Here is a 15,051-nt window from a genome sequence, read left to right as displayed (position 1 = left end):
TCACCGTCGAGCTGATCGCACCGATCGCGATGGAAGACGGCCTGCGCTTCGCCATCCGCGAAGGCGGCCGCACCGTCGGTGCCGGCGTCGTGTCGAAGATTATTGAATAATTCGCGCAAGCGAATGATCAGACGGAAAGGGCGCCCCTCGGGGCGCCCTTTTTGTTTGAATTCAATAATCCCGAGACGCACCGGAATAGCGTGTCGAAAATCATCGAGTAAGTCGGCTCTGCCAGACTGGTGGGCGGCAGTTGCTCTGAAAGAGCAATGAGAGCCCACACCGTTGAACTAAAAAAGGCCGCTCCCAAGGGGGCGGCCTTTTTTGAGCTGCGCCGAGGGACAGCGCTCTTTCCTGTTGGAAAGAGAATTAGGGATCAGGAGTTCATTCTATCAAAAGATATCATCGTCTTGATATCATACGTGCACATTTCTCTCACAATATCGGATAGCTGAACGGCGGAGTGAGCGAACCTCGCTCCAGGCGCAACTTCGTTATTGAGAAGTTTCTTGACTGCTGCGGCGGCGGGCAGAATTGGAATGAATGGCCCATGATCCTGATGCGCCACCAAAGACCATGTTAACCCGGTTGCAATACCATCAGCGTCCGAGCCAGAGACATTTACCATCATTCCGCCAGAACTCGACGTCGGAATTCGCGTGATTTTTCGCGCGCTTAACAAGATCGGCACTAGAAACTTCAGAGACTTCAGCAATCTGTGGCTGCGCAGGAACGCGACAGCCTCAATGCCTCTCTGTTCGATTCTTGATTCCAATCCGGCAGAAAAGGACACTCGAGATTGAACATTGAATTTCTCTCCGAGATATTCTGCATCATATGTTTCAACCGGAGCTACCCGTCGGAATCCCAACTCGGGCACCTCTACACGCCGGGAGTTCCGCCAGCCAGGTACTGATCTAAGGCGCCCGTCGTCCCAGAGAGGAACGCTTTTGCCAGCATAGCTTAGTATCGCTTCGATTACAGAACGACCAACCTCGCTTCTGCCTCCCGGAGTGATGCAAATGTCTATACTGTCGATGCGTTTCCAACCGTCGGTAACATCTTTCACCACGCATGTCGAAAGCGTCGGGGACGAGCTTGCGCCCGCCAATGCGGCTACGCTACTTTCCCGGGCAATAGGATCGAGACAATGGGAAAAACCGGCCAAAAAATCCCGGGCATCAGACAGATCCACATAGTGTGCGCCCGCTTGCAGAACTGTTCGAGCACAATCATAACCGGAACCCTGAAATGGGCCGGAGCAATCCACCACAATGAACGGACGTAGGTCCTCCAATGTTTGGCGGAAATTGGTGTGCGTATCCAACTGGACCGGATGAACCGGACCGCCCTGATTTGTCAGTGTGTCGACAAAGCTTTTGGCGCTGTTGATGCTACGGGAAGAGACGTGCAGTTCGAGCTTGTCACAGGAAGCAAGATGGCGCACCAAGCGTTTTCCAAATACACCTGTGCCTCCTATGATCAAAACCTTCTTGGTCATAACGTCGATCATTCTTTCGGATTGAACTCGGTAGTCGGCCACTACTTCGCCGCATCAGCGTGGAAAGACAAGGATGCCTCAGAGCGACGCATCGCCCCAATCGCGTTCGATGAGGTCTGAAGCTTAAAGGCATTTTCCTTCTCTACAGACCTGGACAGGTGTGCAAATTCACCCCGAATTCCATTTTTGAATGACATGCCTCTATAGTGACGTATTGTTTTCGGTTTGGGGGTGATCGGATGACACCTTGGCAAGGAGGGGTGCTGGTCGCTGGTTTGGTATCGACCCTGATGCTTTTGCGGTCTGCCTCGGCAGACCCGATTCATGATGCTGCGATGGTGGGGGATGTGGCGGAGTTGCGGGGGGTTCTCGAGGCGGGAACAGACCCGAATCTCGCCCGAACCCAAGGTGGCCCCACGCCGCTTTTCTTTGCCGCCGATCGTGGTCACCCGGATGCCGTCGCGGTGTTGATCGCGCATGGTGCCGATGTGGACAAGTTGACCCGCCGCGGTGGTGCGTTGCATATCGCGGCCCGGCGGGGACGGCAGGACATTGTCAAACTGTTGCTTGAGGCCGGGGCGAACCCGAACCTCATCGGCGGTGAAAACATGACGCGGCCCCTTCACGAGGCGGCTTATGGCGGATCGGCGGAGATCGTGGGGATGCTGCTTGATGCCGGGGCAGATGTGAACGGGCGTACGGATTTTCGGGGTAAAGAGCCGGCGATACATTTCGCGGCCAGCAGGGGGCATGACGGTGTTGTGGCGCTCCTTCGTGAACGCGGGTTCGAGCCGTGGACACCGGAGCCGATCACGGCGGCAGAGCTGACCGGCGCCGATCTTGAACTGGGTGAATCCGAAGCTCAGAACTGCAGCCCCTGCCACAGTTTCGAACCCGGCGGTTTTGGCAGGCGTGCGGGGTCACTTTGGAACATGGTCGGTGCGCCGAAGGCGTCGGACCCCGGAATGGCCTATTCCGATGCCATGGCGGGGATGACCGGCGTGTGGGATTTCGAGGCCCTGAACGTGTATCTGGCGGATATTCAGGGGAGCGTTCCGGGAACCGCGAAGTATTTTGGTACGGTTCGGGATCGCAAGAACCGGATTGCGGTCATTGCCTATTTGCGCACCCTGGCGGATGATCCTGTCCCGCTTCCGGAATGATGTGAATTGAGAGAGGCGACAAAGGAACGACGAGATATCCAAGTGTGATCTGGTTCACAGACGGAAAGTGACGTCAGGTCAATACTCATCACATTCCTGTGTTATCGGAGTGAGTCGGATGCCGTTTCTGAACAAGACCCAGCCCACCACGATTTTCTGGGCCGTTTACCGCTCTTTCGAACGTTGCGCCAAGATGCAGAGCCGGGTGAACAGGCTTCATTGAAGGTCGCGCAAATCGAACCTTGATTGGGCATCTGGCTGAACAAGCCGGGTGCCATCCGGCGCAACACTCCGGGAAAATATCCGTCACTCTTCGGGTGCGGGGACCCAGGGCTTTCTTCCAACCATCCTGTCGGCTTCGGCGGTGATATCGTTCATGTGCTGTTCCAGGCTTTGGCGCAGCGCTTCGATCTGGTCTTCGGTCGCTTTGCGCGGCACGTCCTCGGTCCATTCCCGGCACAGGAAAACGCCCTCGTTCCGCCAGGGTCGCGGCATCAGCAGGCGGTCCCATGTTCCGGCCTCGCGCCCGTAGCGGGCGGAATAGGTAATGCCGAAGATCCGTTTTCCAGACGTGCGCGCCCAGATCAGGGGCACGGTTGAGGCGATGCGTTCGGGGCCGCGCGGGCCGTCGGCGGCGATACCGATTGAGACGCCTTCCTTCATCCTGCCCAGCACCTCGCGCGAGAGCGCCACGTGGCGTTTGTGGCTGGACATGGCGATGGTGTCCATTCCGAAGAGCTTTTGCACACGCCCGACCATGCTGCCGGCGCGGGCTGCGGAGGTGATCGAACAGATGCGCCCCTTGTCGAGCGGGAAGAAATACGGCGACTGGGCCAGCCGCTGGTGCCAGAGCACCACGATGACCGGCTCGCCCTGAGCGGCCAGTTGATCAAGTTCATCATAGCCGATCCGCTGCCATTTGGTGTTGCGGTGCACCATGCGGATATATCCGGCAATGCGCCGGGCCAGCCAGTTCAGCACTGTTTCGCTATCGGCGATTTTCTTGCGCAAACTCACCTGTCGGGTCCTCCGTTCGGGCCGGGAACGGTTTACCCGACCTGACGCGTGACGCAACTTGTTTGTCCCTGTCTGCAATCGGCAAGGAATGTGAAAAAGCCTCTTGAGTCCTCCGCGTCGGTGGCATATCTGGTTGCTCACCACAGGGGTATAGCTCAGTTGGTAGAGCGACGGTCTCCAAAACCGTAGGTCGCGGGTTCGAACCCTGCTGCCCCTGCCAGTTCCCATAAATGAATACGAATGCCGGGCGATGTGGCGCATTGGCTTGAATTGGCCGGTTGTCTGGTCGGCTTGAAGACAAATTGTCCGGTTCTGGTGAGCCAGGCTCAATCGCTGTTTTCTATGCCGTGCGATTGCAATAATGTCGTCGCAACTATGAGCGGCCCGATGGAGTCAGATGTCGCGTTTTGATGGATACTACCTGCGGCAGCTGCTGGTGCTGTTCGGGTTTTTCACGCTGGTTCTGGTCGGTGTGTTCTGGATTACCCGTTCGGTCAGCCTGTTTGACAAGGTGATCAGCGGCGGCCAGTCGGCCATGGTGTTTCTGGAGTTTACGGCACTGTCGCTGCCAACATTGATCCGCACGGTCATGCCGATGGCGGTATTTGCTTCGGCTGTATACGCGACCAACCGGTTAAGCCGGGAAAGCGAGTTGACGGTCATGCTGGCGACCGGGTTCAGCCCGTGGCGGCTGGCCCGACCCGTTCTCTGGTTCGGAGTGATTACCGGGTTGATGATGGGAGCCATCAGCATCTATTTGCGCCCGGCGTCCATACTGCAGCTTGAACAGCGTCAGGAAGAGGTGGCCGGTGATGTCACGGCCCAGCTGTTGAACGAAGGTGAATTCCTGCACCCATCCGACGGGGTGACGGTCTATATTGGACAGATCGAGCTGGATGGAACGCTGAAGGATGTGTATCTGTCCGATCGGCGCGACCCACAGGTGCCTGTGACCTATTCCGGGGCCGAGGCCTATCTGGTTCGGGGCAAGGATGGCATCAACCTAGTCATGCTCGACGGCATGGCATTGCGGTATCATGCGGGCAACCGCACGATGTCGACGACGCTGTTCGAGGATGCGACCTATGACATTTCATCACTGGCCGATGACGGGATGGGGTTGAAACGCAGCCTGCAGGCGGTGCCGACGCTGGATCTGCTGCGTGGGCCGGAGGCAATGGCCGAGGTCGAGGACTATACGCAAGGTGAGATTACCGAAGAGTTGCATCAGCGGCTTTCGTGGACGTTCATCTGCATTGCGGTGTCTTTGGTTGGGTATTCCACCCTGATGCTGGGCGGGTTTTCCCGATTTGGTCTTTGGCCGCAAATTTTGGGCGCGTTCACCATACTGGTGATACTCGAAGGTGTTCGGGGTTTTGTGGCGCCGATGGTAATCGCTCGGCCCGAACTTTGGGGGCTGCTGTACCTGCCTGCACTTGCCGGTGTGGCGGTATCAGCTGTTTTCCTGTCAATCGCAGGCAGGCCGCTCAAGCTGTTCCGTTCTGCTGCGGCGGCTAGTTGACGTCTCCGTCGGCCTCGTCCATCAGCCCGCGCAGCCAGCGCCCAGCAAGCCAGGTAGCGGGAACCCCCAACGGGATGGACCACAGGATTGCCGAGACCGGGCTGATGGCCGGAAAGCCCAGACCATGCGCGATCAGCCCGACCAGAAACAGGTTGATCGCGACAGTCAGCGCAGAGGCCGGATAAAGCAGCAAGGCCAGCTTCCATACCGGCCAGCGTCCGTCAGTGGCTGGTGCCTTCGGAGAAGGTGATTTTGTTCCAGACATTGTATTTTCCCGAGGGTTTGCGCATCGGCAGGCGTTTGACCTCTTCCAGAGTATTGGCGTCATAGACGATAACAGCGCCGTCGTCTTCCCAGATCGAAACCAGAGCGTGGCGGCCGTCCTTGGTGAATTCCACGTGGGCCACCGTTTTGCCGGGTGCAGGGCGCAGGGTTTTGACGATCTCGAGGCTTTGCTTGTCGATCACGTGCATCGCGTCCTTGTTCGGGCCAAAGAACACGTCGGTCCAGACATAAGGTGAATTTTCGTGCCCGCGCATGAAGAATCCGGGGCCTTCGGTTTCAATCCGCTTGATTGTTTGCCAATTCTCCATGTCGATTACCGACACCACGCCATCGGTCAGGTGCGGTGTCGCCATGACGGTTTTGCCGTTGCGTGACCAGGTGATGCCTGACCCAAGGTGCGGCATGCCGGGCAGGTCGAGATCCGCAATCTTGTGCCCTATCACCAGGTCGATTACCTGGCCGCCTTTACCGTCGCGCGACGCGCCCATCACGTATTCATAGGTCTGGTCGAAAAAGAAATCGTCCAGATAGTCGGGCGTGGTGATTTTGCGCAGCGGGAAGGGATCGGGGTTCTTGACCTGACCTTCGATGCGGAAATCGTGCCCCAGACCGAATTGCGGCGGGTTGGCACCATAGAACACTTCCCAGATCTCGGGTACGTCCTTGAGCGCCAGCACAAAGCTTTCACGTGGCGGAGCCTGATAGACGGCAGAGACCCGGCTGGGCTTGCCTTTCTTGCTTTTGATCTCAACCACCTTGGCAACCGACAGATCCTCGGTCGACAGAAGCGTCAGCGAGTTGGGCAGATAGTTGGCGATGGCAACCCATTTGCCATCGCTTGACATGGCGATGTTGCGGCTGTTCACGCCGGCGCGCACGCGCCCCACCTGTTTGAGTGCCCAGATGTCGTATTTCTGAACCCAGCCATCACGGGACATGATGAAGACATAGCGCCCGTCGGGGCTGAATTTCGGGCCGCCATGCACGGCAAAGGGGGTTTCGAACCTGTCGAGCACCTCGAATGTATCGCCGTCCAGAACGGACACATGGTGATCGCCGGTTTCGACGACCAGAGTGATATTCATCGGGTCGCTGTTCCAGACCGGAGCATCAACGGCGACATAGTCTTCGTCCAGCGTTCGGCTGGCCATGATATCCGCCTCGCCCCATTCGGGTGTGGATGCCAGCGGGGATTTCAGCCAGTCCGCCAGTTCCCCGATTTGAGCCGTATCCAGTTGCTCGGCGAAAGCAGGCATCTGCGTGGCGATGCGCCCGTCGGCGATCACGGCGGCCACATGAGGCCCGCGCATCCGTTTCAGCGTTTCGGGGATCAGGGCCGGGCCAACACCGCCCAGACGCCCCGCACCGTGGCATTCGGCACAATAGTCGGCATAATTCTTCGCCGGGTCGGCACCCAAGGGCAGGGCCATCACTGTCCCGAGCAGCAGGGCCGCAAGGCCCGTCCGTTTGTTCCAATTCCGCATGTTCGCGTTCCTTCTTTACCCCTTTCGAGGCAGGCAACCCGTCAGTTCAGAAGAACTGGTGCGCCGGGTCGTGGCTTTTGCCCCGGAAAGGCGTGACTTCGAGCCGTTCGGCGCTTTTTACGCCGATCTCGGCATCGTCCAGATAGCAGGCCGGGTCTTCGGCCCAGGGATCGCCGGTCAGTTGCAGGGCGCGGATACGGGTGTTGCCGCCACAGACATCCTGCAGCCTGCACGCGCCGCAGCGCCCCTTCAGCGGACGGGGGCGGGTGCGAAGAAGGGCCAGCATCGGGTCATTGCCGGTCCACAGTTCCGAGAACGGCGTCGTCTTGACGTTGCCCACGGTGTAGTCGGACCAGTAGGTGTCAGGGTGCACCCGGCCAAGGTTGTCGATATTGGCGACGCCCAGGCCGCTGGAGTTGCCGCCCCAGGCCGCCAGATGCTCGCGCACATGCGCTGCCTTGGCCTCGTCGAAATTGCGGCGCACCCAGTCGAGGAAATACCCCGCGTCGGCATCGTTGTTGCCGGTCACGATGTCCAGCGGCGCTTCTTCGGCGACGGCGACCCAGGCGCGATCCAGCAGCAGGTCCATCGCGTGTCGGGTACGCAGGCGCTGGGCGTCCTCGCCACGGTTCTTGTCACCGCGCCCGGCATAGACCAGGTGGCTGAGATAGAACTTGTCAACGCCCTCGTCGTCGCAAAGCTGGATCAGGTCGGGCAGGTGATGCTGGGTGCCTTCGGTCAGGCAGAAACGCAACCCCACCTTGATGCCGCGCTTCTTGCATTCGCGCACGCCGCGCAGAGCGTCGGCAAAAGCGCCTTCGACGCCGCGGAACCAGTCGTTGGTGGCGCCGATCCCATCGAGGGATATGCCGACATAGCTGAACCCGACATCGGCGATCCGGTCGGCTGTTTCGCCGTGGATTTTGGTGCCGTTGGTCGAGAGCGCCAGCATCGGCACCAGTTCGCGGGCGCGGGTGGCGATATCGAAGAAATCAAAGCGGTCCAGCGGCTCGCCACCTGACAGGATCAGGGCGGGAACGCGGAACTGGCCGATATCCTCGAGCGTCGACATGGCCTGTTCGTGGCTGAGTTCGCCGGGGAAATTCACGTCCGCAGACACGGTATAGCAGTGACGGCATTTCAGGTTGCAGCGGCGGGTCAGGTTCCAGATCACCACCGGTTTGACAGGGCCGGGGCGGCGTTTGCGAACCGGTGTCGGTTCGACAAGTTGCTTCATGTATTCGGTCAGGCGGAACATGGGGGCTTCAGCCTTTCTGTTTCAGGCGCAGCCCGGTCTTTTTCAGGATGCGCGTGGAGTAGAGGATATCGTGACCTTGACAGGCATCACCAAGGATCGCGGCGATGTCGGCGCGCTTGGCCTCGACCTCGTCGCGGTTTTCGCCATGGACCATGGCAAACAGGTTGTAGGGCCATTCCGGCAGGGCACGGGGGCGTTCATAGCAATGGGTGACATAGGGCAGGGCACCGATACGGGCACCAAGTTCGGCAATGCGGCTGTCATCGACATTCCAGACCGTCATTCCGTTGGCAGTCATTCCCAGCTTGTAGTGGTTTGGGGCGGCGGCGATGCGGCGGATCACGCCGCTGTCTTTCATTTCGGCGATACGCTGCAACAGCTCAGACTCGGCAAGGCCGATCTGCGCTGCGATCCGGGTGAACGGGGCGTGGATCAGGGGCAGGCCACCCTGCATCGCTTCGATGATCTGTCTGTCTGTTGCGTCGATCATGCCGCCACCCGGAACCCGATGAAGAATTCTTGCAGTTTGGGGAAGCGGAGGACTTGCACCCCGGTTTCCCTTTCGATGGCATCGGCGGTGGCCTCGATCCCCTCGGGCGTTTCGGTGGCCAGCACGAACCACATGTTCAGCCGGTGCGTGCGCTCATAATTATGGGCAACCTCGGGGTGGGCATTGACTTTGGTCAGGACCGTTTCGAATTCCTGTTCCGGCACCGCCATGGCGCACAGGCAGAACGCGCCACCCATGGCGGCAGCATCGAAGAACGGGCCGAACCGGGTGATCACCCGATCGTCTTTCAGCCGCGCAAGCCGGTCCAGCAGGTCGTTTTCACCGATCCCCAGTTCCTCGGCCACGGCGGCATAGGGATGGGACACCAGCGGCAGGTCGTCCTGCATCCGGTTCAGGATCGCACGGTCGATGGCGTCGAGAGGCGTCATACCGCGACCTCCCTGGCCTTGATCAGCGCACCGGTCTGCTTGAAGCAGCGGGTCGAGAACAGAACCTTGTGCCGCGCGCCGGAGAGTTCGGGCAATTCGGTAGCACCGGCCAGCACGTCGCGGGCCTCGGGACGGGAGCGGGCGTGGATCATCGAATAGAGGCGGTAGGGCCAGACTTTTTCAACCGGGCGGCGTTCGTAACACAGCGTCACGCCGGGATGGGCGGCCAATGCCGGGCCTGCGCTGTCGATCTGTTCGGCAGGGAGATCCCATACGACCATCGCGTTCGAGGACCAGCCCAGAGCGCGGTGCCGGACAATGATGCCCAGCCGCGAAACGATACCGGCCTCATGCAGGATCGCGATCCGCTGCATGACGTCGTCCGCGTCGCGACTCAGGGAGCGGGCGAGTGTGGCATAGGGTGTGGCGACCAGAGGCAAGCCGGTGCTCAGCGCCTGAAGAAGGTCCAGATCGCCGGCCTGCATCACCGAACGGTCGATCTTGCGTGCCACTGGCACACGGGGCGTCTTTTCCGCCATCCTGAAGCCGAGATCGACGTTGAACGGACGGACCAGCCGCAGGTCGAGAACCCGCAGGCCGGTGCGGTCACCGATCCGCGCCAACGTCTCGTCGACGTGCTGCCGGTCGGGTCCGGTGGCGACAAACCAGAGGTTCCATTTGTCTTCGCGCTGATAGTTGTGATTGACCCCCGGTTCGGCGTCGATCATGGCGGCGACCTGTTCCAATCGGCCTTCGGGGGCGGCGACAGCGGCGAGAGTGCTGGCCGAAACGGTACCTGGCGCAATGGTTGCGCCGACACGGGTGATGCGCCCTGCGGCGCGCATCCTGGCCAGACGGTCGATCACTTCGTTCTCGGGCAGACCCAGCGTGTCGGCAAGTACCTGAAACGGTCGCTCGGTCACCGGAAAATCGCGCTGGAAATCATCCAGCAGGCTTCGGTCGATCGGATCGGTAATGTGGCACATGGCGTCAAAGCCCCGTTCTGTGTGCGCGGGCAGTAAAGAAAATGCCCGAGGGGCTGTCCGCCTCGATTTCGCGCAATTTTTCAAATGTTTGCGTGTCGTAAATCATGACCTTTCCGGCATCTCTGACACTGATCCACACCTCGTGCCCACGTGGTGTGAACTCCATGTGCAGCACCGCCGGGCCGGGTTTGAATTCGTGAATGATTTCCTTGGTGACGGTGTCGATCACCTGAATCGTATCGTTCAGGGGGTGGGCAAAGTTGACCCAGACCTGACGGCCATCGGGCCGGGCCATGGCAAAGACGGGCTGGCCGTGGGTCTTGGTGCGCCCGGTCTCGGTCAGAGTGTCGGCATCGACCCAAAGAACTTCGTGATGGCCGACAGCAGGCAGGACGAACTCGCGCCCCGTCAGCGCCCAGCCTTCGAGGTGGGGCATCTTGTAGACCGGCATTTCTTCTTGACCACGACCATAGTCCGGTAGGACGCGGATCGGTTCGGGATTGTCCGACCACAGGTCAAGCGCGGTCAGACCGTCCTCGCCAAAAAGACCGGTGATATAAGTGCGGCCATTGGCGGTGATCAGCGCGTCGTAAGGATTTTTGCCCATGTCGGCGATCCTGGTGATGTCCGGCGCGCCTTTTGCGAAATCGGCAATCCATGTTTCGCCCGTGTCCCACATGGTGAACACGAAGCGGCGGCCCGGCGCGTCGACCAGACCGATGGTTTTGCTGTCGGTGGGAATATCCGCGACCATGTCCAGCGTGTCGGCGTCGAACACGCGCACACCACCGGGTTCGTAGTTGGACACGGCCACCAGTTTGCCGTCATCCGAAATGGCTCCGCCGATGGCGTTGCCCGCCTGTACGACGCGGTTCACGATCTGGCGGGTGACTATGTCGACCTTGGTCAGCCCACCATCGCGGCCGAAAACATAGGCGAACCTTTCATCGGGTGAATAGACCAGCGAGGCATGGCTGAGATCGCCCAGGCCTTCGATCCGGGCCAATGCGGCGCGATCGGACTGGTCGACCAGGAGGACCGAGCCGGTCGCACGTTCGATCACGAGGCCGAGATCGCCGGTGGCCATTGGTTCGGCCTGTGCAGTGCTCATCATCAGCGTGGCCAGCAGGCCGAATGCAATCCGTTTCATTGTCCCTCCGGTTCCAGCAGGTAACGGGCGATCCACTCGGCCTCTTCCTGACTCATCAACGGACGCCAGGGGGGCATGGCCGTATCCGGAATACCGTCGAGGATGACGCCGGTCAGAATGTCCAGATCATAGTGTTGCAGTGTCTCGGAGCGCAGATCAGGGCCAAGCCCACCCTTGAGCGACAGGCCGTGGCACGAGCCGCAATCCTGATGCACCAGACGTTTCAGGGCGTTCGGGTCGAGTGCGTCGGCGGCAATGGCCGAGGTCGCGACCAGCGCCAGTGTGGTCAGCGTGGCGCGAAAGGAAAAACCGATCCGCCCGGGTGTGGCGGACGGCATTTGCATGAAGCTAGGCATTGGCAGTTGCCTGTTCGATAAGGTCGGCAACGGGACGCTCGTCGTAGAGTGACACCACCTTGCCGATGATGAAAAGAGTAGGGGCGGTCAGTTGGGCTTCGCGAACATCCGTTGCGATGCGGTCGAGGCGCGACACCAGGCGCCGCTCGTCCGGCGTGGTGGCGCGGCCCACGGCCAGAACCGGGGTCGAACCGGGCAGGTTCTCGGTCATCAGGCCCATTGCGATCTGGCCGATATTGGCAACACCCATGTAGATCACGAGCGTGGTCGACGGATCGGCCAGCCGTTTCCAGTCGAGGTCGAGAACCTTGTCGGCCTGACGGTGGCCGGTGACATATTGCACCGAGGTCGCCAACCCGCGATGGGTGAGCGGCACGCCGGTCGAGCAGGAGGCGCCCTGAGCGGCGGTGATGCCGGGCGCGTATTCGACCGCGATGTCATGAGCCGTCAGATAGGCGGCCTCTTCGGAACCGCGGCCGAAAATCACCGGGTCGCCGCCCTTCAGGCGGGCTACCGTATGTCCGGCGCGGGCCTGTTCAAGCAGTATCTCGTTGATCTGCTCCTGCGGCACGGTATGGCATTTGGGGGCCTTGCCGACCGGGATCATGCTCGCGCCCTCGGGGCTCATGGCGAGGATTTCGGGCGAAACCAGGCGGTCATAGACAACGACATCGGCTTCGCGCAGCATCCGCAGCGCACGCAGGGTCATCAATTCAGGGTCGCCCGGGCCGGCTCCGATCAGAAATACCTTACCGCTCATTTGCAAACTCACTTGTCCTGAACTTCCGCAGACGCCGACCCTCGGAACACAGTCCGTCCGCGCGCAAAAAAGCGAGTGAAAACGGGAGTGTGGCTGGGGATTCCTGGCGTTCCATGGTCGCAGACTGGCCGATGGCAAAAGGAGTCGCCTTGACATAAGTTAAGGAGCGCGAGAATTGCTCTCGCGCCCCTTGATCATGCCCGAATTGTCGCCTTGGTTCAGGGTTCGACCGTGACCATTCCGATCATGTTCTGCGTTTCCCAATGAGGGCCGCACAGGTAGTCCTGCGGGCCGGGGGTGAGAAAGGTCAGCTCGACGGTTTCTTCGGGGAATATCCGGTCGGTCTCCGGCACGCTTCCGTCTTTCAGCAGCACGCTGTGACTGGTGCGCTTGTCGACATTTACCCAGCGCACCGTTGTTCCCGTTTTGACGGTCAGTTGCGCGGGGCAGAAATTGTATTTGTACATCAATACGATCTCGGCATCCTCGACCGTATCCGAGGGCTGTCCGAACAGTTCGACATAGCGCTCCTCGGCTTCGGCGCAGATTGCAGCCGTGTCTTCGTCGGCGGCAAAAACGGGAAAAGCTGCCGCAAGCGACAGCAGGGTGGCGGGAAGAAGGTGTTTGGCATGCATCTGTCAGATCTCCTTTCCGGAAAGAACAGGGGCCGGAGTTGTCCGGCCCCTGCAAGCACTTACTGTTTCACCACATTAATGGTCGCGCTGTCATCATCCAATGCGAGGCTGGTGTTCAGCGTGACGTGGTGGAAGCGGGCAGCGGCAAAGTCGTCGTGGATCGCAAAGCCGACCGTGTAGGTCTGACCCGGAACCAGTGGTACGTCGCCGGGGGCACCGCTGTCGAGCGGCCGGGTAAAGACCACGGTCCAGATACCACCCGACAGGCTGGCCGAGGCGGCCATTTCGCCGTCATTCACGACCCGTTGCTCCAGCAGATAGCCATTTGAGGAACTGCCGTCGGCATAGACACGCATCAGGTCGAGGAAGGTGCCGTCCTTGAGATACTGTTCGATCTCTGCCTCGGCCTTCAGCTTGTCCCAACCGCCCAGCGGTTTATCCCCACGACCCCGGATTTCGATGTCGGTGCGGCTTTCGCTGAGGTATTTAGTGACCGTGTTCTGGGCGGTTAGCCGCGCGGTGACGTCACCGTTTGCCGCCACGCCATCCGCGCCCGGATCGAAGGGCATATAGGTGTTGTCGGCGTGGCAAGAGGCCCAGCACCCCACCTGATCGCCCATTTCAATTCCGGTTCCGGTGATCATCATGGCGACCTTGATCTGGTTGTCGGGGTCCATCTTGCCGCCGTCGACAAACGGGGCAGGGTTATGGCCCGCATCCGACCATTGCAGGCGAATGTACAGATTTTCGTCGTCATGCGCCGCCTGAACGGTTGCATCGATCACGCCGCGCTTGCCCGGAATCGGGGTCGGTTCCAGATCTCCGCCTGCGACAATCTTGTTGCCGATCGTGTCCAGTTCCTTGGCGTGGCAGGTCGAGCATTGATCGCCGCCCTTGGTTAGCGGACGCGCGCCGCCGTGGGTCTTGCCGTTCTGAACCCATTCGAACGAGGCTTGGCCAGGGTAGAACAGTTTCATGTCCGTCGCGGCGACCGAGTTCCAGTCGATGTTGGAAGCGACATCGTCGCCACCACCAGCGGTCGAGGCCTCGGTTGTGCTGCCGTTGGCCTTGGCACGCTCTTCGGCGACCGCCGATTCGACCGCAGCGGCAATCTGGGCTTGTACGGCTTCCTGCTGCGCCTTCTTGGCGGCGTTTGCTGCTTCGGCCTCGGCGGCTTCCTTGGCTTCGATTCGTGCGAGGCTTGCCAGGTATTCTTCCGGAATCTCACGGATGAAATCCGGATTCGGCGTTTCGAGTTTTTCCAGATACTCTTCATCCGCGCGCTCGCGGGCGTCCGAGTGAGCGATACCCTTGTGACAGTCGATGCAGGTCTGACCCACTTTCATCGCGTTCAGGTGTTGTTGACGTGCGCGGGGACGCTGGAATTCGGGCATCATCGATTCGAAATCGTGACAGTTCCGGCATTCGCGCGAATCGCTGGACTTCATCCGCTCCCACTCGTTCATGGCCAGATGCACGCGCTTGGCCTCGAACTTCTCTCGGGTGTTGATGGTGCCGACCATCTTTCCGTAAAGCTCTTTTGAGGCCTTGATCTTGCGGATGATCTTGTGGGTCCAATCCTTGGGAACGTGGCAATCGGAGCAGACCGCGCCCACGCCCGAGCGGTTCACGTCATGGATCGTGCCCTGATATTCCTGATAGACGAAATTCTCCATCTCGTGGCACGAGATGCAAAAATCCTTGGTATTTGTGGCTTCCATTGCGGTGTTGAAACCGCCCCAGAAGACGATACCGGCGACAAATGCACCGGCGATACCGGCCAAGGGCATTCCCCAAAGGAAATACCGGCGCCAGATCGGTTTTTTCTTTTCCGTGTCCGTGGGCTGGTTCATGTCCAGACTCCGTATTGGCTTTGTTGTCTGGCCTTGGGTGAGAGGCCGGTTGCTTTGGCTGTTTGGTCGCGGGCCTGTGTGACAGTTGGGTCACGCGTGCCCGGGAACGAGGAAGGGGCGGGCGATCTGCCCGCCCCTTCCATGG

General features: G+C 60.1%; 16 protein-coding genes and 1 tRNA gene. 4 read left to right on the top strand and 13 right to left on the bottom strand.

Annotation, left to right across the window (positions count from 1 at the left end):
* Window positions 1-110, top strand: a 110-nt coding sequence (locus AC2FNB_RS05930; RefSeq protein ID WP_480567056.1) for an EF-Tu C-terminal domain-related protein, incomplete at its 5' end; no start/stop codon positions are given.
* Between the two features lie 263 nt (window positions 111-373).
* Here the strand turns inward: AC2FNB_RS05930 and AC2FNB_RS05925 are convergent.
* Window positions 374-1,498: a saccharopine dehydrogenase family protein gene (locus AC2FNB_RS05925; RefSeq protein WP_496745065.1), complete on the bottom strand. Its 1,125-nt coding sequence runs from the start codon at window positions 1,496-1,498 to the stop codon at window positions 374-376.
* Window positions 1,499-1,737: 239 nt separating this feature from the next.
* On the opposite strand from AC2FNB_RS05925, the gene AC2FNB_RS05920 reads away from it, so the two are divergent.
* The gene (locus tag AC2FNB_RS05920) at window positions 1,738-2,661 is read left to right on the top strand and encodes an ankyrin repeat domain-containing protein (RefSeq protein ID WP_496745064.1); all 924 of its coding nucleotides are present in this window, start codon (window positions 1,738-1,740) and stop codon (window positions 2,659-2,661) included.
* Window positions 2,662-2,967: 306 nt separating this feature from the next.
* Here the strand turns inward: AC2FNB_RS05920 and AC2FNB_RS05915 are convergent, their stop codons facing one another.
* Window positions 2,968-3,678 carry a lysophospholipid acyltransferase family protein gene (locus AC2FNB_RS05915; protein WP_496745063.1) on the bottom strand — a complete coding sequence of 237 codons (711 nt, stop codon included), beginning with the start codon at window positions 3,676-3,678 and terminating at the stop codon, window positions 2,968-2,970.
* A 144-nt stretch (window positions 3,679-3,822) separates the two neighbouring features.
* On the opposite strand from AC2FNB_RS05915, the gene AC2FNB_RS05910 reads away from it, so the two are divergent.
* Window positions 3,823-3,898: transfer RNA gene (locus AC2FNB_RS05910), tRNA-Trp, on the top strand.
* Between the two features lie 177 nt (window positions 3,899-4,075).
* Window positions 4,076-5,200, top strand: coding sequence for an LPS export ABC transporter permease LptF (lptF, locus tag AC2FNB_RS05905; protein WP_496745061.1), 1,125 nt, complete (start codon window positions 4,076-4,078; stop codon window positions 5,198-5,200).
* On the opposite strand, the gene AC2FNB_RS05900 is transcribed toward lptF, so the two are convergent.
* From AC2FNB_RS05900 to AC2FNB_RS05850, 11 genes are all read right to left on the bottom strand, one after another.
* The gene (locus AC2FNB_RS05900; RefSeq protein ID WP_496745060.1) at window positions 5,193-5,393 is read right to left on the bottom strand and encodes a hypothetical protein; all 201 of its coding nucleotides are present in this window, start codon (window positions 5,391-5,393) and stop codon (window positions 5,193-5,195) included. The two genes, lptF and AC2FNB_RS05900, sit on opposite strands and share 8 nt — an antisense overlap.
* A gap of 28 nt (window positions 5,394-5,421) precedes the next feature.
* On the bottom strand, window positions 5,422-6,969 hold the full coding sequence (locus tag AC2FNB_RS05895) for a cytochrome D1 domain-containing protein (RefSeq protein ID WP_496745058.1): 1,548 nt from the start codon (window positions 6,967-6,969) through the stop codon (window positions 5,422-5,424).
* Between the two features lie 46 nt (window positions 6,970-7,015).
* Window positions 7,016-8,227, bottom strand: a complete 1,212-nt coding sequence (nirJ, locus tag AC2FNB_RS05890) for a heme d1 biosynthesis radical SAM protein NirJ (RefSeq protein WP_496745056.1) — start codon at window positions 8,225-8,227, stop codon at window positions 7,016-7,018.
* A 7-nt stretch (window positions 8,228-8,234) separates the two neighbouring features.
* Window positions 8,235-8,717, bottom strand: a complete 483-nt coding sequence (ahbB, locus tag AC2FNB_RS05885; protein ID WP_496745054.1) for a siroheme decarboxylase subunit beta — start codon at window positions 8,715-8,717, stop codon at window positions 8,235-8,237.
* Window positions 8,714-9,166, bottom strand: coding sequence for an Lrp/AsnC family transcriptional regulator (locus AC2FNB_RS05880; RefSeq protein WP_496745052.1), 453 nt, complete (start codon window positions 9,164-9,166; stop codon window positions 8,714-8,716). Before AC2FNB_RS05880 ends, ahbB (AC2FNB_RS05885) begins: the two co-directional genes overlap by 4 nt.
* Entirely contained in the window at window positions 9,163-10,152 is a 990-nt protein-coding gene (gene ahbB / locus AC2FNB_RS05875; protein ID WP_496745051.1) for a siroheme decarboxylase subunit beta, read from the bottom strand. Before ahbB (AC2FNB_RS05875) ends, AC2FNB_RS05880 begins: the two co-directional genes overlap by 4 nt.
* Before the next feature lie 4 nt (window positions 10,153-10,156).
* Window positions 10,157-11,302 (bottom strand): cytochrome D1 domain-containing protein, encoded by a 1,146-nt coding sequence (locus AC2FNB_RS05870; RefSeq protein ID WP_496745049.1) that lies wholly within the window; start codon window positions 11,300-11,302, stop codon window positions 10,157-10,159.
* The gene (locus AC2FNB_RS05865; protein WP_496745048.1) at window positions 11,299-11,658 is read right to left on the bottom strand and encodes a c-type cytochrome; all 360 of its coding nucleotides are present in this window, start codon (window positions 11,656-11,658) and stop codon (window positions 11,299-11,301) included. Before AC2FNB_RS05865 ends, AC2FNB_RS05870 begins: the two co-directional genes overlap by 4 nt.
* Window positions 11,651-12,418, bottom strand: a complete 768-nt coding sequence (cobA, locus tag AC2FNB_RS05860; RefSeq protein ID WP_480748066.1) for a uroporphyrinogen-III C-methyltransferase — start codon at window positions 12,416-12,418, stop codon at window positions 11,651-11,653. Before cobA ends, AC2FNB_RS05865 begins: the two co-directional genes overlap by 8 nt.
* 218 nt (window positions 12,419-12,636) lie before the next feature.
* Complete coding sequence (locus tag AC2FNB_RS05855) at window positions 12,637-13,053, bottom strand: cupredoxin domain-containing protein (RefSeq protein WP_480748065.1); 417 nt, start codon at window positions 13,051-13,053, stop codon at window positions 12,637-12,639.
* Between the two features lie 59 nt (window positions 13,054-13,112).
* A complete protein-coding gene (locus tag AC2FNB_RS05850) occupies window positions 13,113-14,906 on the bottom strand; it encodes a NapC/NirT family cytochrome c (protein ID WP_496745045.1) in 1,794 nt (597 codons plus the stop codon).
* Window positions 14,907-15,051: the final 145 nt, after the last annotated feature.

This window comes from Ruegeria sp. BHSB058 (assembly GCF_059613285.1).
This window is presented reverse-complemented; position numbering and strand designations above follow the sequence as displayed.